The sequence below is a fragment of the Bradyrhizobium sp. WYCCWR 13022 genome, from assembly GCF_030435535.1.
Taxonomy (GTDB): Bacteria; Pseudomonadota; Alphaproteobacteria; order Rhizobiales; family Xanthobacteraceae; genus Bradyrhizobium.
The window spans coordinates 100,872-123,604 of sequence record NZ_JAUIZJ010000009.1 but is presented as its reverse complement, the minus strand read 5'-3'; the positions used below and the strand labels follow the sequence as shown (position 1 = coordinate 123,604).

The 22,733-nt window shown below is 60.6% G+C and carries 23 protein-coding genes and 1 pseudogene; 3 read left to right on the top strand and 21 right to left on the bottom strand.

The genetic code is table 11. The annotated features are described in order from the left end of the window. The first annotated feature begins 65 nt into the window (after window positions 1–65). Both QY049_RS14985 and QY049_RS14980 read left to right on the top strand, forming a co-directional pair. Entirely contained in the window at window positions 66–311 is a 246-nt protein-coding gene (locus QY049_RS14985) for a type II toxin-antitoxin system VapB family antitoxin (RefSeq protein ID WP_128929644.1), read from the top strand. After that, a pseudogene (locus QY049_RS14980) lies at window positions 311–705 on the top strand (type II toxin-antitoxin system VapC family toxin). Before QY049_RS14985 ends, QY049_RS14980 begins: the two are co-directional and overlap by 1 nt. Before the next feature lie 423 nt (window positions 706–1,128). On the opposite strand, the gene QY049_RS14975 reads toward QY049_RS14980, so the two are convergent. The 7 genes from QY049_RS14975 to QY049_RS14945 form a co-directional block, all read right to left on the bottom strand. After that, window positions 1,129–1,434, bottom strand: coding sequence for a hypothetical protein (locus tag QY049_RS14975; protein ID WP_164933838.1), 306 nt, complete (start codon window positions 1,432–1,434; stop codon window positions 1,129–1,131). 818 nt (window positions 1,435–2,252) lie between these two features. Beyond that, on the bottom strand, window positions 2,253–3,191 hold the full coding sequence (locus QY049_RS14970) for an ABC transporter substrate-binding protein (RefSeq protein WP_128929645.1): 939 nt from the start codon (window positions 3,189–3,191) through the stop codon (window positions 2,253–2,255). After that, window positions 3,188–4,282 carry an LLM class flavin-dependent oxidoreductase gene (locus QY049_RS14965; protein WP_128929646.1) on the bottom strand — a complete coding sequence of 365 codons (1,095 nt, stop codon included), beginning with the start codon at window positions 4,280–4,282 and terminating at the stop codon, window positions 3,188–3,190. The genes QY049_RS14970 and QY049_RS14965 overlap by 4 nt, the downstream gene beginning before the upstream one ends. A 28-nt stretch (window positions 4,283–4,310) precedes the next feature. Beyond that, window positions 4,311–5,483 (bottom strand): acyl-CoA dehydrogenase family protein, encoded by a 1,173-nt coding sequence (locus QY049_RS14960; protein WP_128929647.1) that lies wholly within the window; start codon window positions 5,481–5,483, stop codon window positions 4,311–4,313. Continuing rightward, on the bottom strand, window positions 5,477–6,259 hold the full coding sequence (locus QY049_RS14955) for an ABC transporter ATP-binding protein (RefSeq protein ID WP_128929648.1): 783 nt from the start codon (window positions 6,257–6,259) through the stop codon (window positions 5,477–5,479). The genes QY049_RS14960 and QY049_RS14955 overlap by 7 nt, the downstream gene beginning before the upstream one ends. After that, complete coding sequence (locus QY049_RS14950; protein WP_128929649.1) at window positions 6,253–7,269, bottom strand: ABC transporter permease; 1,017 nt, start codon at window positions 7,267–7,269, stop codon at window positions 6,253–6,255. Before QY049_RS14950 ends, QY049_RS14955 begins: the two co-directional genes overlap by 7 nt. Next, a complete protein-coding gene (locus QY049_RS14945) occupies window positions 7,247–8,347 on the bottom strand; it encodes an ABC transporter substrate-binding protein (protein WP_128929650.1) in 1,101 nt (366 codons plus the stop codon). The genes QY049_RS14950 and QY049_RS14945 overlap by 23 nt, the downstream gene beginning before the upstream one ends. Before the next feature lie 477 nt (window positions 8,348–8,824). Between QY049_RS14945 and QY049_RS14940 the strand changes: the two genes are divergently transcribed. Next, window positions 8,825–9,805: an ABC transporter substrate-binding protein gene (locus tag QY049_RS14940; protein WP_128929651.1), complete on the top strand. Its 981-nt coding sequence runs from the start codon at window positions 8,825–8,827 to the stop codon at window positions 9,803–9,805. A 213-nt stretch (window positions 9,806–10,018) separates the two neighbouring features. Here QY049_RS14940 and QY049_RS14935 read toward each other — a convergent pair whose 3' ends face one another. The 14 genes from QY049_RS14935 to QY049_RS14870 all read right to left on the bottom strand — a co-directional run bounded on the left by QY049_RS14935 (window position 10,019) and on the right by QY049_RS14870 (window position 22,632). Next, window positions 10,019–10,309: a WGR domain-containing protein gene (locus tag QY049_RS14935; protein WP_232995584.1), complete on the bottom strand. Its 291-nt coding sequence runs from the start codon at window positions 10,307–10,309 to the stop codon at window positions 10,019–10,021. Between the two features lie 332 nt (window positions 10,310–10,641). Continuing rightward, window positions 10,642–10,959, bottom strand: a complete 318-nt coding sequence (locus QY049_RS14930; protein WP_128929652.1) for a hypothetical protein — start codon at window positions 10,957–10,959, stop codon at window positions 10,642–10,644. A 1,306-nt stretch (window positions 10,960–12,265) separates the two neighbouring features. Then, complete coding sequence (locus tag QY049_RS14925; RefSeq protein WP_128929653.1) at window positions 12,266–13,498, bottom strand: type II toxin-antitoxin system HipA family toxin; 1,233 nt, start codon at window positions 13,496–13,498, stop codon at window positions 12,266–12,268. Continuing rightward, complete coding sequence (locus tag QY049_RS14920; RefSeq protein ID WP_128929654.1) at window positions 13,498–13,878, bottom strand: helix-turn-helix domain-containing protein; 381 nt, start codon at window positions 13,876–13,878, stop codon at window positions 13,498–13,500. The genes QY049_RS14925 and QY049_RS14920 overlap by 1 nt, the downstream gene beginning before the upstream one ends. 202 nt (window positions 13,879–14,080) lie before the next feature. Further along, window positions 14,081–14,257, bottom strand: a complete 177-nt coding sequence (locus QY049_RS14915; RefSeq protein ID WP_232995585.1) for a hypothetical protein — start codon at window positions 14,255–14,257, stop codon at window positions 14,081–14,083. A gap of 310 nt (window positions 14,258–14,567) precedes the next feature. Continuing rightward, window positions 14,568–15,344 carry an enoyl-CoA hydratase/isomerase family protein gene (locus QY049_RS14910; protein ID WP_128929655.1) on the bottom strand — a complete coding sequence of 259 codons (777 nt, stop codon included), beginning with the start codon at window positions 15,342–15,344 and terminating at the stop codon, window positions 14,568–14,570. After that, window positions 15,341–15,916: a cysteine dioxygenase gene (locus tag QY049_RS14905; protein WP_164933837.1), complete on the bottom strand. Its 576-nt coding sequence runs from the start codon at window positions 15,914–15,916 to the stop codon at window positions 15,341–15,343. The genes QY049_RS14910 and QY049_RS14905 overlap by 4 nt, the downstream gene beginning before the upstream one ends. Window position 15,917: 1 nt before the next feature. Further along, on the bottom strand, window positions 15,918–17,108 hold the full coding sequence (locus tag QY049_RS14900) for a CaiB/BaiF CoA-transferase family protein (protein ID WP_128929657.1): 1,191 nt from the start codon (window positions 17,106–17,108) through the stop codon (window positions 15,918–15,920). A gap of 73 nt (window positions 17,109–17,181) precedes the next feature. Next, window positions 17,182–18,588, bottom strand: a complete 1,407-nt coding sequence (locus tag QY049_RS14895) for an MmgE/PrpD family protein (protein WP_128929658.1) — start codon at window positions 18,586–18,588, stop codon at window positions 17,182–17,184. A gap of 40 nt (window positions 18,589–18,628) precedes the next feature. Beyond that, window positions 18,629–19,735, bottom strand: coding sequence for an ABC transporter substrate-binding protein (locus QY049_RS14890; protein WP_128929659.1), 1,107 nt, complete (start codon window positions 19,733–19,735; stop codon window positions 18,629–18,631). Between the two features lie 19 nt (window positions 19,736–19,754). Then, entirely contained in the window at window positions 19,755–20,573 is an 819-nt protein-coding gene (locus tag QY049_RS14885) for an ABC transporter permease (RefSeq protein WP_164933836.1), read from the bottom strand. Window positions 20,574–20,613: 40 nt separating this feature from the next. Next, on the bottom strand, window positions 20,614–21,420 hold the full coding sequence (locus QY049_RS14880; protein WP_164933835.1) for an ABC transporter ATP-binding protein: 807 nt from the start codon (window positions 21,418–21,420) through the stop codon (window positions 20,614–20,616). A gap of 16 nt (window positions 21,421–21,436) precedes the next feature. Continuing rightward, a complete protein-coding gene (locus tag QY049_RS14875) occupies window positions 21,437–22,069 on the bottom strand; it encodes a thiamine pyrophosphate-dependent enzyme (RefSeq protein WP_206733166.1) in 633 nt (210 codons plus the stop codon). Between the two features lie 5 nt (window positions 22,070–22,074). Then, window positions 22,075–22,632 (bottom strand): phosphonopyruvate decarboxylase, encoded by a 558-nt coding sequence (locus tag QY049_RS14870; RefSeq protein WP_232995587.1) that lies wholly within the window; start codon window positions 22,630–22,632, stop codon window positions 22,075–22,077. Window positions 22,633–22,733: the final 101 nt, after the last annotated feature.

The following is a 22,733-nucleotide window of genomic DNA, read 5'->3' as shown; positions in this document are numbered from 1 at the left end:
CTAGCCTTCAAAGGGTGTATCCGACGTGCTATATAATGATACACGGCAACGGCTAGAGGATCCGGATGGCTTTCCATATTAAGAATCCTGATACTGACGCGCTGGCCCGCAGGATCGCGGCGCTCAAGAAGATCGGCCTCACCGAGGCCGTGCATACGGCGCTCACCCATGAGCTGGAGCGTGAGCAGGGTAAGCCTACCTTGGTCGACTTGGGCGTACAGTTCTGTCGCGATCTCCGGGCCAGGGGCAATCCGCAAAAAAGTAGGCCGGCAGACAAGGTGTTTCGCGACGGCCTTTACGAAGTTGACTGATGTTTATCGATGCCTCGGCGTTGACCGCGATGTCGATCGATGAAGACGAAGCGCGGGAGCTGTTGACGCGCCTTCAACAAGCGGCCGCGCGTTGACACTCGCCGCTGGCAGTGTGGGAGGCGGTGATCGCCGTAGCCCGAATACTTGGTCTTCCAATCTCGGACGCTAGCGAAGCAGTCGAGAGCTATCTGGCGCTAATGGAAATCAAGATGGTGCAAGTGCCGCCCGAAACGGCCCGGATCGCGCTCGACGCCTTTGACCGTTAAGGCAAGGGCCGACACCCAGCACGGCTGAATTTCGGGACTGTTTTGCTTATGCATGCGCCTGCCATTTAGGAGAGCCTTTGATGTTCAAAGGCACCGATTTTCCGCAGACTAATATTGAAGCTGCATGATGCCGTCCGCGCAGGAGTGCTCACGGCAAGTGTAGGCCAGGACGAGAGCTACAAATCCCGGTCAACGACCGGCCAGTGACTGGAAAGGGCAGGTGGCTTTCCGAAGAACGCGGGCAGTCTCATCTTCTTCCCGAAGAGTGGTGCATTGACTTCCAGAGCGGACGCGCCACCCTAGACTCCGTCGAGACAGAACTGTTGCAGCTCTCCCGAGTTTCCAACTCGTTCACCTCCGCGGTGGCTCATAAATATGCGCAAAACGCCTGTCGGAATACACATTCGACGCAACCATGGATGCCATCATGGAGCTCGACATGCTCACGACGGCGTTTGTCGTAGCCTATGTGCGTCTGCATCAGGGCGGAAACGGCAGCGGATTCGATCGCCATAACCTTCCTTAAACGTTTCACAAAGTTCATGATGAAATCATCGAGATGCGCAACAAGATTCGCGCATAAAGACAGCCACCTTCACGAACTCATGGGGCTCGATTTTTATGGCGAACGCTTCTTTCTTAAATGCGGCGGAGAGGATGAAGGAGGCTGCATCCGACAAGTCCGCATTGCACGATGACGTCGACCGAGGAGAGCAAAGTGAGGAATTCAAGCGCATCACCGGCGCAGCTAGTGAACGATCGGAACGACCATGCTCGGCGCTGCCGCCGAGCATCTGAGGACCGAGGTCAAATTGACCGGCATTTAGGGCAACCGGGTGCAACGCTGCCATGTCCAAGCGGCACGCCGCCTATTCGCTGGATAGTTTCGATTGTCGCACGGTCGAACGACGCCTCCTATGTCGCGACGCCGGCGGTTGTAACCGCGACACGGATTTATCACGGTAAGCGCCTTGAAGGATCAGCTCGGTTTCCCGCGGGCACCCGTGTTGGAGCGCCGATGGCGTGGCGGCCTTCCCCGATCCCGTGTTCCTGCCGACTCCGCGCTCATTTGCGGAGCACACCTACCGACATGCCAACAGGCGGCCATTTCGCAGCGATGGGAGAGCCAAAGCTGATGCTGGCCGACTTGCGAGCTATCAACGGCAGAGTCTTGGGAGAGCGCTGCTAAAGTCGGAACTCTCGCTTTCCGAAGCGCGGCGCATCACGCTTGCGGCCCAGGGCTTCAATATCCCTCGTCGCGGCGGAGCCACCAGAGCGGCGCGGCTACAACGAGCGATCAAGCGGCTCTGCCTGCTTCAAGGGGCCCATTGGTTCAGCGTTGTTTGCTCGTCCACCTGCGGCAGAGACATCGTCGATGTCCTATCTCTTGCGACGCCGCCTTCGACAATTCGCGGACAGCTATAAGCATGACCTCACTGGAAGCCCACCGAAGGCATGCCATTCACCACCAGAGGGCCAACATCGACCTTGGTTGACATGAGAACGATCTCGGCAACTGGGATCTTTCCGTCACCGATGTCGCACAGCGCCAGCGTGCGAGCCACATTTCCGAGACAAATTGCTTGACCTAATGCGCGAGCGCGCTATCCGCGATAGTTGCTTCGTGTCGGCGGCGGCTGCTACGGAGCACCACGCATATTCTCGCAAAGAAGCATCAGAACCCCGCCTTTCCGATCGCATCAGCAAACGAACGATCGACGATCTCCGCCGCAACCAGCTTCTGCTTGATGAGGCCCCAGCGGAAATACAGATCAATCGTGCCCTGCTCGTCCGCAACCACGCCGTCGTCGATCGGCGCGATCCGGATTTTTGCGCGCGAGAGCCAGTTCTGCGGTACTGATGTCGGGATGTTCATCCACTTGCCCCAGGTCGCGGCATAGCTGTCGATATTGTTCAGCGACCACGCGCGCGCCGCGGTGAGGCGACGGATGAAGTCGTTGAGCTCGGTGCGCTTGTCCCTGATGGCATCGGATCGCGCCACCTGGAAGCTGAGGCCCGGCGTCAGGCCTTCCGAGGTGATGATGCGGCGCGATTTGAACAGCACCTCTTCCTGGCTGACGTACGGCTCCCAGGTCGACCAAGCATCGACCGAACCTTGCGTGTAGGCGATTTTGGCATCGGACGGCGCCAGGAATGCGATCTGCACGTCACCGGCACTCCAGCCGTTCTTTTCGAGCGCGGCCAGGATCAGCTGATGCCCGATCGAGCCACGGCCGGTCGCGATCTTTTTACCGCGCAGGTCGGCGAAGGTCTTGATCGCCGAGCTCTCGGGCACGAGGATCGCGAGCCCCTCGCGCGTCTGCCGGATCGCGGCGATCGCCTTGACGGGCGCGCCGGAGGCGGCGGCGAAAGTGAAGGGCGCGTCTCCGACCAGCCCGGTCTCGATCGCGCCGGCGCTGAGCGCTTCCAGCAGCGGCGCCGCGGCCGGAAACTCCTTCCATTCGATCTTGTAGGGAACGTCGTTGAGCAGGCCCGCGGCTTCCATCACCGCCCGCGCATTGCCCTTCTGGTCACCGACGCGCAGCGTCGTCTGCGCGCTGGCGAGACCGGCGCCCGCAAGGGCGAGCGCCAAAGCAGCGATGAGCCGGATCATTCCGCCGCGATGCCCCGTTGCTGGTCGCGTGTCGCGATCAGCTTGCGCGTCAGCGGGATCAGCTCGCGGCCGTAGTCGATGGCATCGGGCAGCGGATCGAAGCCGCGGATCAGGAAATGGCTGACGCCAAGATCATAATAATCGGCGAAGACCTCGGCGACCTGCTCGGGCGTGCCGACCAGCGCGGTGGTGTTGCTGTTGGCGCCGGTGAGCTTTGCGATCTCGGTCCACAGCCGCTTGTCAATGCGCGCGCCCTGGTCAGCCAGCGCCAGGAGCCGCTTGGCGCCGTCGGTGGCGTGGTTTGGCCGGCGATAGCCGGTCTGGTCCTGGAGCGCAGTTGCGCGTTCGAGGATGTGCTCCGCCTTCTGCCAGGCCTTCTCCTCGGTCTCAGCGAGGATCGGCCGCACCGACAGGCTGAAGCGCGGACTCGGCCGCCCGTGTTTCGCAGCCGCTGCGCGCACCCGCGCCGTGACGTCGCGCACCTGCGCATAGGACTCGCCCCAGAGCGCAAACGTGTCGGCATACTTGCCCGAGACCTCGATCGCGGCATCCGAGCCGCCGCCGACGAAGGTGTAGATGCCGCCCTTCTGCAGCGGCTTCACCTGGGAGAAACCGTTCTCGACGGTGTAATATTTGCCGCTGTAGTTGAACGGCTTTTCGCTGGTCCATTCCAGCCTGACCACGTCGAGGAATTCGCTGGTGCGGGCGTAGCGTTCGTCCTTGTCGTCGAAGGTGTTGCCGTCCTGACGCAGCTCGGCGGCATTGCCGCCGGTGATGACGTGCAGCGAGACGCGGCCGCCATAGAGCTGGTCGAGCGTGGCGAGCTGGCGCGCCAGCAACGTCGGCGCGGTGAAGCCCGGCCGCTGCGCAATCATCACCTTGAGCTGTTTGGTGATGGTCAGCACATGCTGGGCAACTTGCAGCGCATCCGGCGTGGTGGAATGAAACGCGAGCAGCGCGCGGTCGAAACCGGCAAGCTCATGTGCTTTTGCCACCGTCTCGATATAAGCGGGATCGAGGATCGGTCCCTGGCGCACGATGGTCTCGGAAGCATTGCTGTTGGCGATAAAGCCGATGAACTCGACCGACATGATAATCTCCCTGTTGTTTTCGGAAAGGCTAGAGGCCCAATGCGGCGCGGCCGAGGCCGGTGCGCGTGGCATCGTCCTGCGGCGTGTGCACGCGCCCGCACAGGACATCGCGATAATGCCGCTCCAGCGGATTGCTGCGGGATAGGCCGTGATTGCCGGTCAGCGACAGCGCGTCCTCGACCGCGGCGACCGCATTGTTGGTGACCGTCAGCTTGATGACGTTGGATTCGCCGTTGGAGAGATCGACGCCGTCGTCGAAGTCGCGGGCGAAGGTGTCGAGCAGCCGAGCATTAACCGCGAGCCTGGCCTCGATCGCACCGAGGATTTCCTGCGCGCGCGGCAGCGTGGCAAGCGGCGCGCCGAGGCTGGCGGGCACGCGCTGCTTCAGGAACTGGACGAACCAGTCGCGCGCCGCACGGGCAATACCATCATAGATCGCGGCGACGAAGACGGTGTGGACGGTCGCCTGCGCGACGTCGGGGGCGCGCCAGTCGGCGGGCTTGCGGACATCGACCTCGGCGTCGAGCGGGATCACGACGTCGTCGAAAATGACGTCATGGCTGCCGCTGGCGCGCAGGCCGTGATGGTCCCAGGTCTCGACGATCCGCGTTCCCGGCAGGCCTGCCGGCACCAGGAACTGGCCCACCCGCGGCTCGGCTTCGTCGGTCCGCGCCCATACCAGATACCATTTCAGGATCGGCGCGCCGGTCGAGTAGATCTTGTGGCCAGAGAGCCGCCAGCCGGTCTCGGTGCGGCGGGCCACTGTCGCCGGCAGGCCGCCCCGCGCGGGCGAGCCGAGTTCGGGCTCGACCCGGAGCGCATTGATGAGCGCGAGGCCCTCGACGCTTTCGCGCGCAAGCTTGCGCGACAGCCGCGCCGGCCAGGTCGGGCTGCGCGCCATCACCAAATGATTGATGTAGTGCATCGACAGCACCAGCGCGGTCGACGGATCGGCCTTGCCGATGATGCCGAGCACACGCGCGGCATATCGTGCGCCCGCGCCGGCCCCGCCGAGAGCCGCCGACACCGTCAGTGACAGCAGGCCGGCTTCGGAGAGCTCGCGAAAGTTCTGGAAGGGAAAGCTGGCGGCGCGGTCGTGCTCGGCTGCGCGCACGGCAAAGCCCGGCGCAAGCGCCTCGGCGCGCGCGATATAGTCGGGTTCGCCATGCGCCACCCGTCCCTGAGCGATAGAAGTCACCATGTTGCATCCAATCCCAGCAGGCCAAGAATCTGGCGGCGCAGGTCCGCAAGATATGGATCGCCGCGATGGCGCGGATAGGGACGGTCGACGCGGATGTCGGCCTTCACGCGCGCCGGACGCTCGCTGAAGACGATGACGCGGTTGGCGAGCACCAGCGCCTCCTCGGCATCATGCGTGACGAGGAGCGTGGTAAAGCCCTTGCGCTGCCACAACGAGACCAGCTCGGCCTGCATGGTGATGCGGGTCAGCGAGTCGAGCTTGCCGAGCGGCTCATCCAAAATCAGGATCTTGGGATCGTTCACCAGCGCCCGCGCCAGCGCCACGCGCTGCGCCATGCCGCCGGAGAGCTGGTGCGGATAGGCATTGCGGAACGACGACAGTCCGACGAGATCGAGCGCATCATCGACACGCTGCCGCTGGCTCTTCAGAATGCCCTGGGCTTCGAGGCCCAGGGCGACGTTGTCCCAGACCGACCGCCAGGGAAACAGGGTCGGATCCTGGAACACGACGACGCGTGACGGATGCGGCCTGACGATGCGGACTTCGTCCTCGCGCAGACTTCCCGCCTTGGGCTTGTCGAGCCCTGCCACCAGCCGCAGCAAGGTCGACTTGCCGCAGCCGGAAGGCCCCAGCAGCGCGACGAACTCGCCGGGCTCGACGGCGATGCTGACATCGCTCAGCACCGGCAGCGCGGCGCCGTCGATGTCGAAGGCATGGCCGACCTGCTCGATGTCGAGCGCGGCACCGGCGGCCGGATGCACGATTGCCTCTACCATTTCACGGTCCCCTTCTGCCAGACCAGCAGACGGTCGCGGATCGCAAACAGCAGCGTGATCGCGCCGGAGCAGAGCAGCGACATCACGATCAGCGCCGCATACATGTTGGCATAGGCAGCCCAGCCCTGCGCCCATTGCAGGTACCAGCCGAGACCGGCCTTTACGCCGATCATCTCGGCGACGACGAGCACGGCAAAGGAGGCGCCGAGCCCCATGAACAGCCCAACGAAGACGTGCGGCAGCGCGGCAGGGATCGCGACCTTCAGCACCAGGAAGGACGGTTTTTCCCCGAGCGTCCGCGCGACATCGTAATAAGCACTGCTGACACTCGCGACGCCCGACCATGTCAGCACCGTGACGGGAAAACCGGTCGCGAGCGCGATCAGAAAGGTCGACGCGCTCCAGCTCGAGGGGAAGGTGAAGAACGCGATCGGCAGCCAGGCGGTTGCCGGCAGCGGCCCGATGAAGCGCAGCACCGGGTGCACCCAATAGCCGACCGCGCGCGACCAGCCGATCGACACCCCCGTCAGGAAGCCGACCGCAGCGCCAATGATGTAGCCGCCGAGCTGCAGCTTGACCGAGGCGAACAGGCTGTCGAGCAGCTTCGGCAGATCGTCGGTATAGACCTCGATGATCGCCTGCGGCGGCGGGAAGAACGGCAGCGGCAGCCAGGCAAACTTGGCGGTCGCGACCTCCCACAGCGTCAGGAACGCGCCGAGCGCGATGAGCCAGGGCGCGCGCTGGCGCAGCGCCCTGCCCGCCGTGCCCAGATAGTCGGCGCCGACGGTCCCGAACAACACGACCGCGGCAATGACGAGCGCCGCGATGCCGAGCGAATGGGTGCGCGACCAGTCGCCGACATCCTCCCACCACAGGCAGGAGAGGCCGAAGGCAATCCACGCGATGCTGGCGAAAACCCCGGCGCCGGACTCGCGCACCCAGCTGGCAAACGCCGTCGTGGTCCGCGGCGCGCCGGAGGCGAGCCCGTCAGACAGAGAATACGTCGACATAGATGCGCTCCGCGAATTTGGTCGTATCGGTGCTCTGCTTGAAGACCTGCACGCTCTTGAGATCGTCGGCGTAAGCCTTCAGTTCGCGCTTGAGCACCTCACCGGTCGGATGATGATGGTGGGTGTGGTAGCGCACCATGCCCTCGATATCGGCGAGCGTTGCGGCCTTCGGTGCGTAGGGCTGGAATGACTTTGCCGCGACGGCCGGATTCTGCGAGGTGAACATGGCGGCGTCGAGCAGCGCCTGAGTGATCGCACGCGCGACCTGGGGTTCTTCGCGAACCAGCGAGCCGCGCAGGCCGACGATGCAGCAGCTCTTGTCGCGATAGTCGCCATCGAGGTTGGAGGCGACCTCCCTGTACTGGGTGTCCTTGAGCCAGAGATAGGCAAGCGGGTCGGACGACAGGAAAGCCTGCACCTCGCCCTTCTGGACCGCAACATCGAGCAGATTGCCGGGATAGGCGCGCCAGTCGACGTCCTTGTTAGGATCAATGCCGAGTTTTGCCAACTGGATCGAGAAGAAGTTCTTGTCGGGACCAGCGAGATCGCCGACCGCACCGATCTTGCCCTTGAGATCGGCAAGCTTGTTCACGCCGGAATCGGCGCGGCTCAGCACGCGCATGCAGCCGCCATGGGTGCCGGCGGCGATCTTGACGTCAAAGCCCTGCTCGAGCGGTTTCAGCCAGCGCAGCGCCATGCCGAGACCGGCATCGCTCTTTCCGGTCGCGATGGCCTCGAGCAACTGGTCGGTCGAACCGGAATAGTTGACGAGCTCGACATCGAGATTCTGCTTCTGGAAGAAGCCGTGCTCGATCGCAACAGGCAGCGGCGCAAGGCACACCGCGCCGGCATTCCACGAGAGCTTTAGCTTGCGCGGGGCTCCCGTGAGCACAGGACCGTCCGCGGCCGTGCGGCATAGCGGGAATTCCGAGAAGTCTATGCCAGGCGCGGGCGCCTGCGGCACAAACGCCTGTGCGCCCAGGGCGCCGAACGGGGCCGCAAAGGCCGCCGCCAGTCCCGCCTGAAGCAAATGACGCCGGTCGAGGCTCGATCCGTTGCGCTTAATGTCGTTTCCCATCAGCCCCACTCCTGAGTTGGCACGCTCCGCCATCGGCACAACTGTTCGCGTTGCGGATGTTCCTGAGGGAGCTGCGTAGAGAGAATATTTTTCGCGGGTCGCTTCCTGCGTCCACGTTGATGCGATGTGCAAATCATGCGGCGCGGGTACCGCATCGTCAATGAAATGGAATTTCGAATCTGGCGCGATGCGAAGTCATTCTCTCCATCGGCACACGCAACAACGATGAAACGATTTTCGCTGACGCATCGGCTCCCAGGCAGCTTCACGACTCTGCGAGAGGATCACTGTCACCCAGTCTGAGGCATGCGCACGCCGCTTTTCTGAAAAGCACACATTCATTGAAATGTCCTTGCTCATCGCGCGCGCAATACGGTTGGCCATTTCATTGACTGCGTATCACGCGGTCATAGACTTGATCGTCTCGCCGCATCACGCGCCCACGTGTCGTAACAGGCAAGCAACAAGACAGATCACATGAGCATCAACTCTTCGGACCATTCGATCACGCACCGCCTGGCGGCCTCTCTGTTCGCCGCGGTCGTCACCTTGTCGACGGCAGCCGCGTCGTTCGCGGCCGATACAGTCGTGCTGCGCGTCGGCGACCAGAAAGGCGGTAAACGCTCGCTACTCGAGATCTCGGGTTATGCGAAGGACCTGCCTTACAAGATCGAATGGTCGGAATTCCCGGCGGCAGCTCCCATTCTGGAAGCGCTCAACGCCGGCGCGCTCGACGTCGGCTACACGGGCGATCTGTCTTTCCTCTCCGTCTATGCAGCGGGCGCGCCGATCAAGGCGATCGGCGGCACGCGGTCGGATGCCAAGACGCAGGCGATCCTGGTTCGTCAGGATTCACCGATCAAGTCGGCCGCCGACCTCAAGGGCAAGCGCCTCGCTGGTACGCGCGGCGGCTGGGGCCAGTTCCTGATCGATGCAACCCTGGAGAAGGCGCAGATCAAGCTGGACGAGGCGACCTTCGCGCCTCTCGGCCCTGTCGATGCCAAGGTGGCACTGGTGGCGGGGTCAGTCGACGCCTGGGCGGTGTGGGAGCCCTATGTCTCATTCGCGACGTTGAAGGACAAGGCGCGCGTCATCGCCGACGGCGACGGCCTGACGCCGACCATCACCTTCATCGTCGCCTCCGACAATGCCATCGCCACCAAGCGCGCCGCGGTTCAGGACCTCGTGCAACGGCTGAACAAGGCACGGCTGTGGTCGCTGGACCATATTGCGGAATACGCCAGGAGCACGGCCGAGCTGACCAAGCTGCCGGAGGACGTGCTGATCTCGGCCTACACCGCGCAGCGCACCAGCCCGATTGTGATCGACGAGGGCGTGGTGAAAGAGGTGCAGGAAGCCTCCGACCGCTCGACCCGCTACGGCATCCTGCCGAAGACGCTCGACGTCAGCAAAGCCGTCGACCGCAGCTTCACGGCTGCTGCGGCGGGATCGAATTAGGTTGGCTCAGGTGGCGGCCGTCCGGACGAACATCACCACCGATTCGCTTGAACGCGGGCGCAAAGACGCAGTGTTCGAGCTATCGGGACCTTGAGAAGGGCTCCAACTTCATCTCGATGTTCCGACTTCAAACCAGGATAAGGTAGCTTGACGTAGAGAGCGGAAAGCCTTCCTGATGAGCCTCGATCACGGCGAAGGTACGCTATTGTTGTACTATGGAATACTGCAATTCTCGGAATAGATTCGAAATACCTTCGGATTACTTTGACATACTTTAATTGGAGATTTTCTCCAGATCAGACCGCTTGCCGCACGTCGCAGCCGGCTCCAAGCGAAAGTGCCGCTGTACGTAACCACGACGGGTCTTGCGCTTGAACCAGGACTCAAGCGCCTCTGCACGTGCCCATCGAACAGATCGAGCCGCCGTTGGCCGTGCCCACCGAGGCGGCCCCATTCGCGCACCAATGCTGTATCGCCAAACAGCGTCGGCTCGATCGTCAGCACGTAGAACTTTGCGGGCTTATTGCACGGTGAGTTCGGACATGCGCCAGAATCGCAATTCCCGAATCAACCGTCCAATTAAATAAGTGAATCGACCAGGGCCGACGATTCAGAAATTTCATAACGGCATTTGTGGCAATCGCTGCTGAGCTCGCGATAGGTGACCGAGGCGAAGCCCGCAAGCTCCGGGCCTGTCGGACTTCAACGAAAACGGCGAACGCACCGCGAAACAGCGCCGCGGGTACGACAGGCACGATTTTCTGAACTGCCCCGGGCAAGCGCTGGATCAAGATCATGGCGCCCCTACTCTTCATCTACATCACTGAATATCTCGATCAACGCTCCGGAGATCTTCGGCGAAGATTTGAAAGTTTCGCTTCGCCGCGGGGAGGCCGCTGGTCCTCATCCTCGTAGATCATCTCGTCCATCCGGCGCAAAGCCGTTGACAACGCCGCTTGCAACGCGTCATCGTCCCAAAAATACTTTGCGGCGGCCTCGAGAGAATCGCGAAAGTCACGATACATTCCTGCCTGATCGCTCGAGCTGTAACTTCTTCGCGTGCGACCGACCGACGCACCAAGGTCGGCAAGCCATTCCCATTTCACGTCGGCGCAGAGCCGTTCGAATTCGTCAGAAGGCAACAGTGATCGCACACGTCCATCCTGGAAAATCGACTCGTCGAAGCATTCCAGCGTATTCCCGTATCTCCCTCATCAGGTTTCAATGTCCTCTTCGGACAAAGGACGAACTGTTTGAATCGGGCAAGCAAGCGGATGTTATTGCCGTCAGCCATCGGAATATGCAGGGGAACTACCAAATCTCTGGGCGCGCCTCGACGAAAGTGCGCAGAAATCTTCATCACAGCGCTCGGCTAGGAAGTAATGAAGGACGCTATTGATCGGCACGTCCAATAGTACCTTCTGCGCTCTATGGCGTTCTGACGCATCGACATCGCTGCGACGTCCGCAAAACACGTACGCCAGCAGTCGCTCGGATTTGGCTCCGGGCAGGTATATCTCGACGAGGTCGGGGCCTCCCGCGACGAATAGGCATCCGCGATCGTCGGATGACGAAAGGTCCACCTGTCGCCTTCCTCGTGCTCGGCTATAGCAAGGTCATCCAGCGCGCCAAGAGACGATATCGCCGCGATCATCGATTTGCCGGAAGCCGGATCCCGCGAAGCAAGACGAACCGGTGATCCAGCAGCGCTTCCACGCTCCGTCTATGCGCGTCCGTGGTCGCGAAGCAGCGCAGATTTGTCGCCCATCGCGCCGAGTAGATGTCATGCCTGAAGATAGGCTCCGCCGTCGATGAATTGTCGGAGATGCGTGAGGTTGTAGATTCGCGGAATTAGCATCCTCGGGGACGGGCGGCTCCGAAGCTGGGCCGCGACCCAGTCGCCTCCAAACACGCGACAACGCTGCACACCGGCCTTTTCGAAAGCCTGCAGATGCTTGCCTCGGCAGCTCCCGAAACCCCGGCGTTCGTAATGAAGATGTAATCGCCTGCGCGCCCCCTGGGCAGCGAGCTCCTTGGCATTGCCCGGCTGTCGCGCGCCATGGAAAACTGCCCCCTCAGTTCCGGATGGCGTTTGACACCCGGCTTCTTGGTGAGGTGCGACAGAGATAGACGGGCGGCGGCATTTCCGAAATGCTTGATCTGGATCGTGCACTTTCCGGCGCGGGGCGGCCTCGCCTCCTTCCCAAGCGCCGGGAAATGCTCGTCCGACCGCCATCGTGGGAGGCCAAAAAGTTCTGTATCGGGGACTTCAAATCTTCCGCCACGATGGCGAGGCACAAATCTTGGAATGCCTCCCGTCCGATACGAGGCAAATCGTCGATCGTACCTAAGTGGATAGGGCAGAGGGAACCCGGCCGCGCCTTCGCAAGTCTCTGGCGCATCACTACGTAGTAGTCAAATATGATATATTGAAGCAGATAACATTTCATATATGATGAATTATAGACCAAGCGCTGTGTCGCTCTGATCATGGACGAAGGCGGCTTCGTAGTCGCGCGATTGGGCACGGCCGACCCCTGCCCGTCGGAAAGTTTCCCGCCATCCATCGGACACGCGTTGAGCTGTATCTCGGATGATCTTTCGCGCGTTGGCGTCGGTGATTTCGAAAAACTCGCAGGCCTCGAGGGCGAGCTTGATTGATCGGTCGTGCGTGCCACCTTCCATGATCGCCGTCTCGAGATGCGGGTTGCGATCGGGCGCCGGGTTCACATCGAACATCGGCGACAGACGCCACCGTCCCGAACCGACGTACAGGAAGCCATGGTTCTTCAGATGATCATCCTTGTTCGAAACAAGGATAGTGAAGACCATCCGCCGATAGAGCTCCTCAAAATCGACTTGCGGATCCGGAGCTGACGTCCGCATGAAATCGACAATCTCCGTGTACGAACCGAGCTCTAAGCCTGTCTTCCCGAGCGCCGTTCGGGCGGAGATGTAGGGAATGCGGGCGCGGCCGCGTCGATCGAAACGCTGGACCAGCGCGACCGGAAATTTCGTGTCAGCGAGTTCCAGTCTGACCTCTGGAATGCGGATGCCGCACATCCTGGCAAGGTTCAGCGTCGCGACCTCGACCTGTTCGATCGGGTGCTGATCGTGGACGGAAGTGAACTTGGCAAGCCAGAGAACGTCGCCGTCACGAACGTTGGCTTTGGGCCGAGCCCCGCCCGAGCCGCCGGCTCCGGCAAGAGCTTGCATGTCCGCAGGGGAAATCTCCTTGCCTTGTTCGTAGGCGCGGGCAATCGCCGTGATCGCCTCTAGATCAAGAAGACGCGGTACCGCTTCGTTGGCCTTACCGGTAATGATCTTCCCATGTTCATCGATGAAACGCAGAGCACCTTGCCGGCATGTATCGTCGGACAGTGTGAGATATTCGAATTCAGAGAGGCCATTGCCATAGGCACGTTCAAGCAGTCTGCGCCCCCAGCTGTCGGGCGCAGCATCGGAGAAGACGCCAGCAAGCGCCTCGCGCGAATTGCCAGACTGCGCCGACGCATGAAACGGCCCGCCCTCAAAGGGCATGTTCGGCTGCAATGCGAAAGCACGCGGATCCTTCGCCCAGGCCGGGTCATAGGTGAAGATCGAAAATTGACGAGGCCCGGTCTGCGTGAAGCGTAGTTCACCGACTCGCGTTAAGCCTTCGCCAAGGGCTACTTGGGCGTAGTATTCAGTCATCAGAAGGCCACGCCGTTCGGATCAACATCGTCCGGTTCGTTTTTCCCGTCCTTGTCGCCCTGCCTCTCCTGCTTGCGCAGCCTTGCAGCGTACGATCGACCGCGCTGCGGCAACCGCTCCGACGTCAACGCCAAACCCAGATCGTCTTTCCGTATATCGACGAGATCGGCGAGATTCTCGATAAGCCCGAGAGAGACGAGCACGTCCGCGAGCGTGCCTACGGCGACTCCCGGATCGCCTTTTTCCAGGCGTGCGATGGTGCTAGGCGACGTACCCGCGCGCGCAGCCAAGTCGGCCACAGCCACACGACGGCGCAGGCGAGCCGATCGAAGGTCGTGACCAAGACGTTCAAGCGCGGCATTGGATTTGGGCGAACTCATAATATCACCATATGTGGCGACTAACACTTGTTTATATGCCATATATGACGAATTGGTTTACTTGACAACAGCCTGAGCAGCTCCATTTGGGTCCGGAAGCCGGACATTTCTTCGACGCTCGACGAGACATCGCGCAGCTCTAGCTCGGCCCTGATCACCGGCGTGACCTCGATCCTGACCTGCGCGGCGCCTCTCTGGACGGTCAGCTTGATGACAATCTTTCACCGGCGCTGACGACTTCCGTCACCCGTGCTGCCGGCAATCCTTTCCTGATGGCCGCCGCCATGCGCTCCATCGCCGCATCGATCGGGGCCAGAGATTTGGGGCGCGGAACCACCGGCAGATAGGTGTGGTCGATATCCACCGACAGGCGCGGCATGTCGCGGTGGAAAGGATTGATGGCGGCGCCGTCCTCGAGCGCAAAAGTAGGCTCCGCCGCGACGAATATTTGCTAAATGTAAGCTACTCAAAGACGCCTGGGTCCGTCGACGATCTTGTGTGTGATGAGACCAAACAAGCGGAGTAGGCCGGCAAGCAATATCTCGTCAGATTGTCAGACGTCGCAGCTACCATCTCAAAAGAAGCGATGGTGACCGACCGGACGAAACGTTTCGAAGGTCAAATTGTGGCCGGCCCGAGGTAACATCGTTCACGCTGATTGTTCGGCGAGGTTAGATCACGATCCTATATCAAGGTGACGTGACGGGCCAGATCGATTGGCTTGCCGTTCGGTATGATGCTATTCTTTCCTTTAGGCCGACCTGCGAAGCGGACGCGATGAGCCTCAGCATGTCGAAGCCGTCACCCGTTTCTCCGCGAACGCTGCGAGCACTCGCTGCAGCCATCCAAATCGATTGATGCGTCGAACTATCTAGCCGACAGGCGCGAGCGGTCTCGCTAGACACTGCCCTTTCGATGTCTTCGTAGCCAATTTGTTTCATAGCCAAGCCGGATTCCAGCGCGGATTGCGCATCGACCGTCGCCCCTCCCATGATCCATTCCGCGGCCGTCGCGGCGCCGACGATCTCGGCGAGCCTTGAGGTACCCAAGACAAGGCCGAAATTCGCTCCCGGAAAGACGAACGACGACCCCGGTAGGATCCAACGGATGGCACAGGCGCAGAACAGGTCGGCCCCGGCTCCGATCGCTCGCCCTCGGGCTATTGCCAACGTCGGGAAAGGTGCATTCTTGATCGCCTGGAGACAATATTCGATACGGACGAATCTTGCCAATAGCGTATCGTCTGTTTCCTCCTGGAGTCGCGACAGATCAAAGCCAGTGCAGAAGTTGCGCCCACTCGACTCGACGATCATAAGCCTGGCGCACGATCTTCGTGCCTCCTCTACCTCGCGCGTGAGGGCCGCGATCAAACCTGGGTTCAAGGCGTTGCCTACTTCCGGTCGGTTCAGGCGCAATCGCACGACACCGTCGGCGCGACCGACGAAAAGGTCTTCCGTCCCACTCACTGCGCTGGCGCCCAGAGGTTGGGAGTGAGAGCATTGGAATAACCCGAGACAAACTCTTGGGTCTCACCGAGATCTTTGAAGACATGACGTCGGATTCTCCCGATATTCCCACCGTAGCAGTGGATACTAATGGACACGCGGTCATCGAACGCATTTCGCACTTGATGAATGTCGCCAACCGCTTCCGACACGATTTCCACGTCGCCTGGCTCCAGTCGCTCGGAACCACCGATCGGGTCCATCCCATAGGCCGTCCGGCCGTACCTCTGGTTGATCTCGGATCCTCGCAACATGCCGATGACACCCCACACGGAATGGTCATGGACCGGCGTCTGCTGGCCCGGTCCCCAAACGAAGCTCACGACCGAAAAGCGATCAAGAGGGTCTCCATATAGCAGATGTTGCTGATAGAATTTGGGATCGGACAGCGCCATCGTCTCAGGCAACCAGTCATCCGTTGACACAAGCTCGCTCATCGCCTTCCTGACGCGCGAAACGACTATGACTTCGTCCTGAACGTTTTCGACACAGCGTGTCACCTCGGCCACAAATGCAAGCAGCTTTTGGCTCACCTCAGTCCTCCGACCTTGTTGAAACTCGGTTGAGGTCCGGCTGCCTGCGGCTGTAGGCGTCACGGAACTCCTTTGTATGTTCACCCAGCAGGGGCGGTCGGCTCCGGATTTCAAAGCTTTCGCCGCCGAACTTCAGGGGCGATGCGAAAGTCTGCGTCGTTCGTCCACCCGGCAACTGGAGTTCTTTGATCCATCCCATGTGGCGCGTCTGAGGATCTCCAAGGGCCGCGTCGTAGCTATTAATCCTTGCATGAGGCACACGAGCCTTCGCGAAGGCTCCGATCCAGTAATCGACCGGCTGGGTTTCGAATACGGCCTCCAGCAGCTCCTTGAGGGAGTGCTGGTTCGAAGCCCTGTCAGCGGTGGTAAGGAAACGCCCATCGGTGACGAGATAGTCGCGTCCGACGACACGACAGACCTCGCGCCACAGTCCGTCGTTGCCAGCCGCAATCGCGAAGAAGCCGTCCGCCGCTCGATAAGCCTGGTAGGGCGCATTACGCGGGTGGGCGGATCCCAATCTGCGGGGGAGCAGACCAGTCCCGAAAAATTCACTTGTCTGTAACGCGGCTATACCCAACGTGCAGCCAAACATCGGAACGTCTATGTGAGCGCCGTTGCCCCCCGCCCGAACCCGCACCAGAGCGGAGGTCACGGCAAAAGCGGCGTATAGACCCGACGCAAAATCCGAGATCGGAACTCCGCATTTGACCGGCGCTCCATCGCTTTCGCCCGTTACGCTCATCACGCCAGCAGCGGCCTGAATGGTGAGATCAAACCCACCTTCGTCGGCTCGAGGTCCGGTTTGACCATATGCGGATATCGAGCAGTAGATAAGATCCGGCCTCTCCGCGGCGAATTGCGGATAACCGAGCCCCAAGCGCTCCATCACGCCGGGACGATTGTTCTCGATCAGCACGTCGGCATCGAGCACAAGCCGCCGCGCAATGTCATTGTCCTCATCATTCTTGAGATCCAGGACGATCGATTTCTTGTTGCGATTGAGTGAGGCAAAGTTCTCGCTAAATCCTTCTGTCAACGGCGGCCATTGGCGTAAGCCATCTCCATTTGGCGGTTCGACCTTGATGACGCTCGCTCCCATATCCGAGAGCAGCATGGACGCGAAAGGCCCCGCTGCCGTCGAGCAGAATTCGACTACGCTAACCTGATCCAGGGGAAGTGGCTTCGACGACATATTTTTTTCCGGTCGCAGTCGTTCTGCGCTGAATGGATCACGTGAGGCCGGATGCGTGGTCTTCCGGCCGCACTCACGCGAAGCTCGAAGTGCGGAAAGCGTGGTTTGCCTTTGCTCCGAATCGCAGCAAACCGGTGAACCGGGACAGATGCCCTTCGCTCTCGATATTGTTGATGGCCTCGAAGAGCCTATCGGAGGATACCTTGTCCAATCTAGATTTGCAGCAATCGTCGAATTTTGCTTTGCGGTCGTCGAGGCTAAACGGGTATTTGAGGGTACCGACCGGAAGATCCCGCGACCGTTCCAGCGACCGGCCATTCTTCAACTTGACGGTAATGACATGAGGACGCATTAGGTCGACGTTCTTCTGCTCCTCCGCAGGATCGTAGCAACTGACGGTTGTCAGTCCGAAAAGTCGACGGTATTTTTCCTGCTTGACGGATTGCGGCGTGAAGTGACTGAGCTTCGGAGCACCGTCGACAAGAGCCACGGCCATGCAATATTGCATAGAGAATCTAGCCTCCATTTCGGAGACTGGATTTGTGTACATCAGATTTCGCGAGTTACCGTATCCAATTAGCGTGTTGATGCTTTCGACCTCGTCGGCCTCGAACTTCTCTTGCGCCCTTAGCTCGAAGAACGCGTCTAGAACCCGGTGCGTCGAGGCGCAACACGGATAGCGTTTGAACATGAGACCGCGAGACTCCGCCGTCATCGGCGCGCCCAGTTTCTCGATGTTTTTTCCCCAGCCAGCCGGTCCTTTGCCGCCGAACAATTCGAGAAAGCCCATCCCTCCTTCAAGCGCATTCAGCCGTCCCTCGACGCCGGCCGCGGCCAATTGGGCCGCCTCGATGGCGTGCTGAGCGGCAAGCCCGGCGTGCAGAGGCTTTGCCATGCTGCCAAACTGGACCTTGCACCCAGACGCCATACTCGTCCCGAGGCTGAGCGCATGCGCGAAGCGCCTGGCATCCAGCTTGAGAAGCCGCGCGCAGGCGCCGGCGGCTCCGATGCACCCGATCGTCGAAGTGGAGTGCCAACCAAAATCGTAGTGGCTACGCATCACACCGCTGCCGACCGCGAATTGGAGCTCTAGACCGACCAAATAGGCATCGATTAATTCGGCGCCCGAGGATCCCGCTTGCTCGCCAAGCGCCATGAGGGCCGAGACGAGAACCGAACTGGCGTGATTGACGCCCGGAAGGAACGTATCGTCATAGTCCAATGCATGGCCGGCCGTTCCATTTGCGAGCGCCGCCAGCTGCGGCAACACGGCCTTCTCCTCTCCGACGACCGTGCCAGGACCGGCACTATCGGAGGCGTACACCATCTTGCGGACGTTAGAGGCGCCGAGATCGTTGGATCCCGCTATGATGCAGGCAATTACGTCTTCAACAGCGTGCCGAGCGACGTCTCGCGCTGCCCTTGAATGTTCGAAGGGCGCTTCGGACCCCCACTTTGCAAGATGCTCGATGACCGTCATTGAATATTCTCCTCTCTCGGTGTCCAGTTGTCGATTTCCTCTATTGCGGTTTCCAAGCGCGGGCCTGCGCCCGGAGCTCAGCGGGATCGAAACCGCCACAATCGTTCTTGAACCGTTGGTCCGCGTACTTTGATATTTCCATCCGCTCCGGAAGGATTCCGTTCTCGTACAGCTTGTCGACGGTGTGCTGAACGGTCGGCAGTTCCTGGTAGCCGATGATGCCACCGGCTCCTCTGTGGTTCACGACGTCGAGCTTGGCTCTCAGGATGACCTCGCCTTCCCGGACCGCTTCATCAAGTGGTTTGTTCGATGGGAGCTGGCCAGGATAGACCTTAAAGTGATTGCGCACGGTCCCTTCGATGTTTCCTTCGGCGAAGAAGAACGATTCGTAGAGCGCACGGCACAGGCCTGCGACCACCTTCGGATGCTTTTCGATTTCACTGCGGGTGACAACCATACCGACCATACCAACGAGATCGTTCAGCGGGGACGGCACGTCTCTCATCTTCACGCCGAGGAGATTTCCGATCACCGCGTTCGGGCTATCGAACCCCGCGAAAGCCTGGATCTTGCCGCTTTTCAAAGCGTCCGCCGCTGGTGCTCCGAGACCGACCGGCAGGAAGGTCACGTCCTTGTCGGGATCGAGGCCGGCTTCCTTGAGGATAGCCTTGCCATACGGATAGGCCGCCGTGCCAAAACTACCGACTCCAATAACTTTACCTTTCAGGTCTAAGGGACCCTTCACCGGACTATCGGGGGGCACAATCACCCGGAGAGAATTGCCGGGGTCGAACGAGACGATAACAAGGTTCGGGTCTTGACGGGCGAGCGGCAAGAAGGACGCTAACGCCACCAAAGTATAGAATGCATTGCCGTTGCTTACGGCCTGCACCGCAGCCGTCGCGCCAGCGGTAGGTTGAAACTTGACCGTCACCCCCGCGTACTTCTCCGGCAACTTCAAGGTGGGCTGGAGCGATGAGTAAGGCGCGGACCCGATGCTCAATGCTGTATCCGAGGATGCGAAGGTCACTTCCTTCAGACTCTCGGCTTGCGTCGCACCACAGACGAAGACGGACAGATTGGCTGCAACCGCCAAACAACCTACTAAACGCAAGGACTTCCTCCATTCAATCGTGCCGAAAGGCATTGCGTGCCCATACCTGCAATCAGCCCCACGCCATTGACTGAAGAGCTCGGGTCACCGTCCTGACGATGCTTCTAAGGCTTATGCCGATTGCGGCCGTGAGAGCGAGGACCGCATAAACGGCCGCTATGTCGCCCGTGAACGACTTTTGTTGAATGACCTGCCCCAGACCTGCGGCTCCGCCGACCAGTTCGGCAGCGATTGCTCCGAGCAAAGCCAGCACGATGGCCACATCGAGAGAAGGCACGATGAAAGCCATCGCGAAGGGCAGCCTCAATTTGCGAAGTTCTTGTAGCCGCGTCGCCTTCATCGATCGCAGCAGATCGATCATGTCCGAGTTCACTTCAGTGAATCCGGCAAGTGTAGCGGTGAATACCGGAAAGAAGGCGAGTAGAGCCGAAATGATGACCTTCGGTCCTATGCCGTATCCGAACCAGGCTATCAGCAAGGGAGCGATAGCGATCTTCGGGAACGTCTGAACAGCAATGACGTAGGGATAGCCGGCACGCCGCAGGAGCCCCGAATATGCGAACGTCGCCCCCAGAGTGATGGCGACGACCGTTCCAAACAGGAAGCCAAGTACGGTTTCGTTGAATGTCACGAGGATGTCGTTCAGGAAGCGTCCGCCGACCACGCCTTCGTAGAGCGCGCCCGCTACCAGAGCTGGGCTCGGGAGGATCAGAGCGGACACAAGTCGATATTGGGACGAGAGTTGCCAGATAGCGAGAAGCAGCAGCGCAATGCCGAGCGCTAGCAGTGCTGCTCCGAATTTTCGGCCCCCCTCTAGGATCGAGGGGACTGAGCCGATCTCGGATTCGCTTCTCACGGCCTGGCTGGACACTTGCATTCTCCGTTTACAACATCGAACGATAGGTCCCGAGTCACAAATGAAGCCTATCGAAGGCATCCCGGGCTCTCGCCACCTCCCGGAAAAATTCTTGCTTCTTCCGGAGTGAGGCGTCCCTCACAGCGGGAAAGCCCTGCGCTTCGATGATGCTGTCTAAGCGCCCGGGTCTTGGGGCCATCACTCCGATGCGATCAGACAGAAAGACCGCTTCGGATATGTTGTGCGTGACGAAGATGATGGTCTTTTGCGCGCTCTTTTGCAGACCCATCAGTTCATCGTTCAGGCGCTCACGCGTGAATTCGTCGAGCGCGCTGAAGGGCTCGTCCATGGCCAGGATTTCGGGATCTGTGATCAACGCCCGAGCTATCGCCGCTCGTTGTTGCATGCCGCCGGATAACTCGTCTGGCGAGCGATTTTTGAAAGCGGCAATTCCCATCATCTCAAGCAGGCGATCGGCCCGCGATCTCGCCTCTTGCATCGAGCATGATTTCGTCACCTCGACGGGAAGGAGAAGATTCTGAAGAACCGTTCGCCAGGGTAGAAGCGTGGACTTCTGGAAGACCATACCGATCCGTGAATCCGGTCCGGTCACTTGCGTGCCATTTATGAAAACGCCACCTGTCGTGGGGGTGGTGAGGCCGGCGATGATGCGGAGCAAGGTTGTCTTGCCGCATCCCGACGGTCCGATGAAGCTGAAGAACTCGCCCTTCCGGATCGTGAGGGAAAGCGGCTTGAGCGCCACGGTCTGTTCCGAAGCGCCGAGCGCGAAGATCTTCGATACATCGCGAACGTCGATGCCGGTAGCCGACGGCGCGGCGTCTTCGCTGCGTGCCGTCGGCACTTCGCGCCTCTTCGACTCAGCCGCCCGCACGAGCTGCATCCGCCAAAGCAGCCTTGAAACGGACGCGGCACACGGCCGGATCCAGAGTTCGCTTAAACTTCGGCGGATCGGTGGGCTTGACCCGCATCAAGATGAAGACGGCATCTTCAGATTCCCGCAGCAACTTGCTGCCTTTCGGTAGCTCGGCTGCTGTACCGATAGTCAGGGTGCGCCTGATGCCGGACCCGACGGCGATCTTCTCAAGGTCTACGCCCAAACTCGTATGGCTGCGCTGGTAGCCGGTTTCGCCGTAGTGACCGTTGTCGACACAAACGATTCTCAAGTTGGGAGGATTGCGGACGCCGATGGTGGCCAGGGACCCGACGTTCATCAGCAACTCTCCGTCACCGCAAAAGGCGATGACGGTACGATCGGGACGAGCGAGAGCGAGACCCAACCCCATCATCGTCGCCGCCCCCATGGCCCCTCCGAGACCATAGGCGGACGGACCATCGTTCACCAGCGAAGTCACATCGCGCGCGGTGCCAGCCAAGCCCGCGATGAACAGGAACTCCTTGTGACCTCCCACTAACGCTGGAACGGCCTCACGTCGATCAAGGACGTAGCGCTCGTCGAACTCCGGATTGCCAACATTTGCTTTCATGATCATGCCCCCTAGAACGCCTTCGCGCCGATGAGTTTTTGAGTGAGGAGGACCGCAACTGCCTCGCCGCCTTGGAAGGCCATCGTGATGGCAGCCGAGACGACAGGCACGACGTCCTCAGGCCGGTCTACACGCAGACATCGAACCGACATCGCTTCCAGGACCGGCTCGACGGCCCTCCCCATCGGCATCTGCCAGGGATTACCCTCGCCGAAATCTCCGCGCATACTCAGGAGCGTCAAGAAAGGGAAGCGTCCGCCCGCTATCAGGGAGAGAAGGTTGACGCAATTACCCGCGCCGCTGCTCTGCATAAGCAGCACGCCACGGGCGCCGCCCAACTCGGCACCCGCCATCATCGCGACACCTTCTTCTTCGGTTGTAAGCGCGATCGACTCGACCTCGGCATCTGCGAGCGACTCGTTGATGAGAACGGTGTGGCCGGCATCCGGGACGTAGGCAAACTGCGTGAAGTTGTTTCGTCGGAGCAGGTCGTACAACTCATATTGCCAGCCCGCCCGGGCGGCTTCCTTCGCCTTAACGCGGCTCTCTGCGTGCACAGCTGCTGACAATGAACGATCCTCCTTGTATCTCCGACCAACCCGGCAACCGGGACGACGTCGTAGTGATTGCTACGATCAGTGAGCCGGAGACGTCAAGGCGAGATCGACAG

Coding starts and splice junctions, on each gene's coding strand:
- QY049_RS14915 (WP_232995585.1), bottom strand. CDS start 14,257: ATGCCGCGCCTGTCGGTGGATATCGACCACACCTATCTGCCGGTGGTT.
- QY049_RS14900 (WP_128929657.1), bottom strand. CDS start 17,108: ATGTCGTCGAAGCCACTTCCCCTGGATCAGGTTAGCGTAGTCGAATTC.
- QY049_RS14890 (WP_128929659.1), bottom strand. CDS start 19,735: ATGCCTTTCGGCACGATTGAATGGAGGAAGTCCTTGCGTTTAGTAGGT.
- QY049_RS14970 (WP_128929645.1), bottom strand. CDS start 3,191: ATGATCCGGCTCATCGCTGCTTTGGCGCTCGCCCTTGCGGGCGCCGGT.
- QY049_RS14950 (WP_128929649.1), bottom strand. CDS start 7,269: ATGTCGACGTATTCTCTGTCTGACGGGCTCGCCTCCGGCGCGCCGCGG.
- QY049_RS14985 (WP_128929644.1), top strand. CDS start 66: ATGGCTTTCCATATTAAGAATCCTGATACTGACGCGCTGGCCCGCAGG.
- QY049_RS14925 (WP_128929653.1), bottom strand. CDS start 13,498: ATGACTGAATACTACGCCCAAGTAGCCCTTGGCGAAGGCTTAACGCGA.
- QY049_RS14945 (WP_128929650.1), bottom strand. CDS start 8,347: ATGGGAAACGACATTAAGCGCAACGGATCGAGCCTCGACCGGCGTCAT.
- QY049_RS14965 (WP_128929646.1), bottom strand. CDS start 4,282: ATGTCGGTCGAGTTCATCGGCTTTATCGCCAACAGCAATGCTTCCGAG.
- QY049_RS14895 (WP_128929658.1), bottom strand. CDS start 18,588: ATGACGGTCATCGAGCATCTTGCAAAGTGGGGGTCCGAAGCGCCCTTC.
- QY049_RS14920 (WP_128929654.1), bottom strand. CDS start 13,878: ATGAGTTCGCCCAAATCCAATGCCGCGCTTGAACGTCTTGGTCACGAC.
- QY049_RS14960 (WP_128929647.1), bottom strand. CDS start 5,483: ATGGTGACTTCTATCGCTCAGGGACGGGTGGCGCATGGCGAACCCGAC.
- QY049_RS14940 (WP_128929651.1), top strand. CDS start 8,825: ATGAGCATCAACTCTTCGGACCATTCGATCACGCACCGCCTGGCGGCC.
- QY049_RS14875 (WP_206733166.1), bottom strand. CDS start 22,069: ATGATCATGAAAGCAAATGTTGGCAATCCGGAGTTCGACGAGCGCTAC.
- QY049_RS14955 (WP_128929648.1), bottom strand. CDS start 6,259: ATGGTAGAGGCAATCGTGCATCCGGCCGCCGGTGCCGCGCTCGACATC.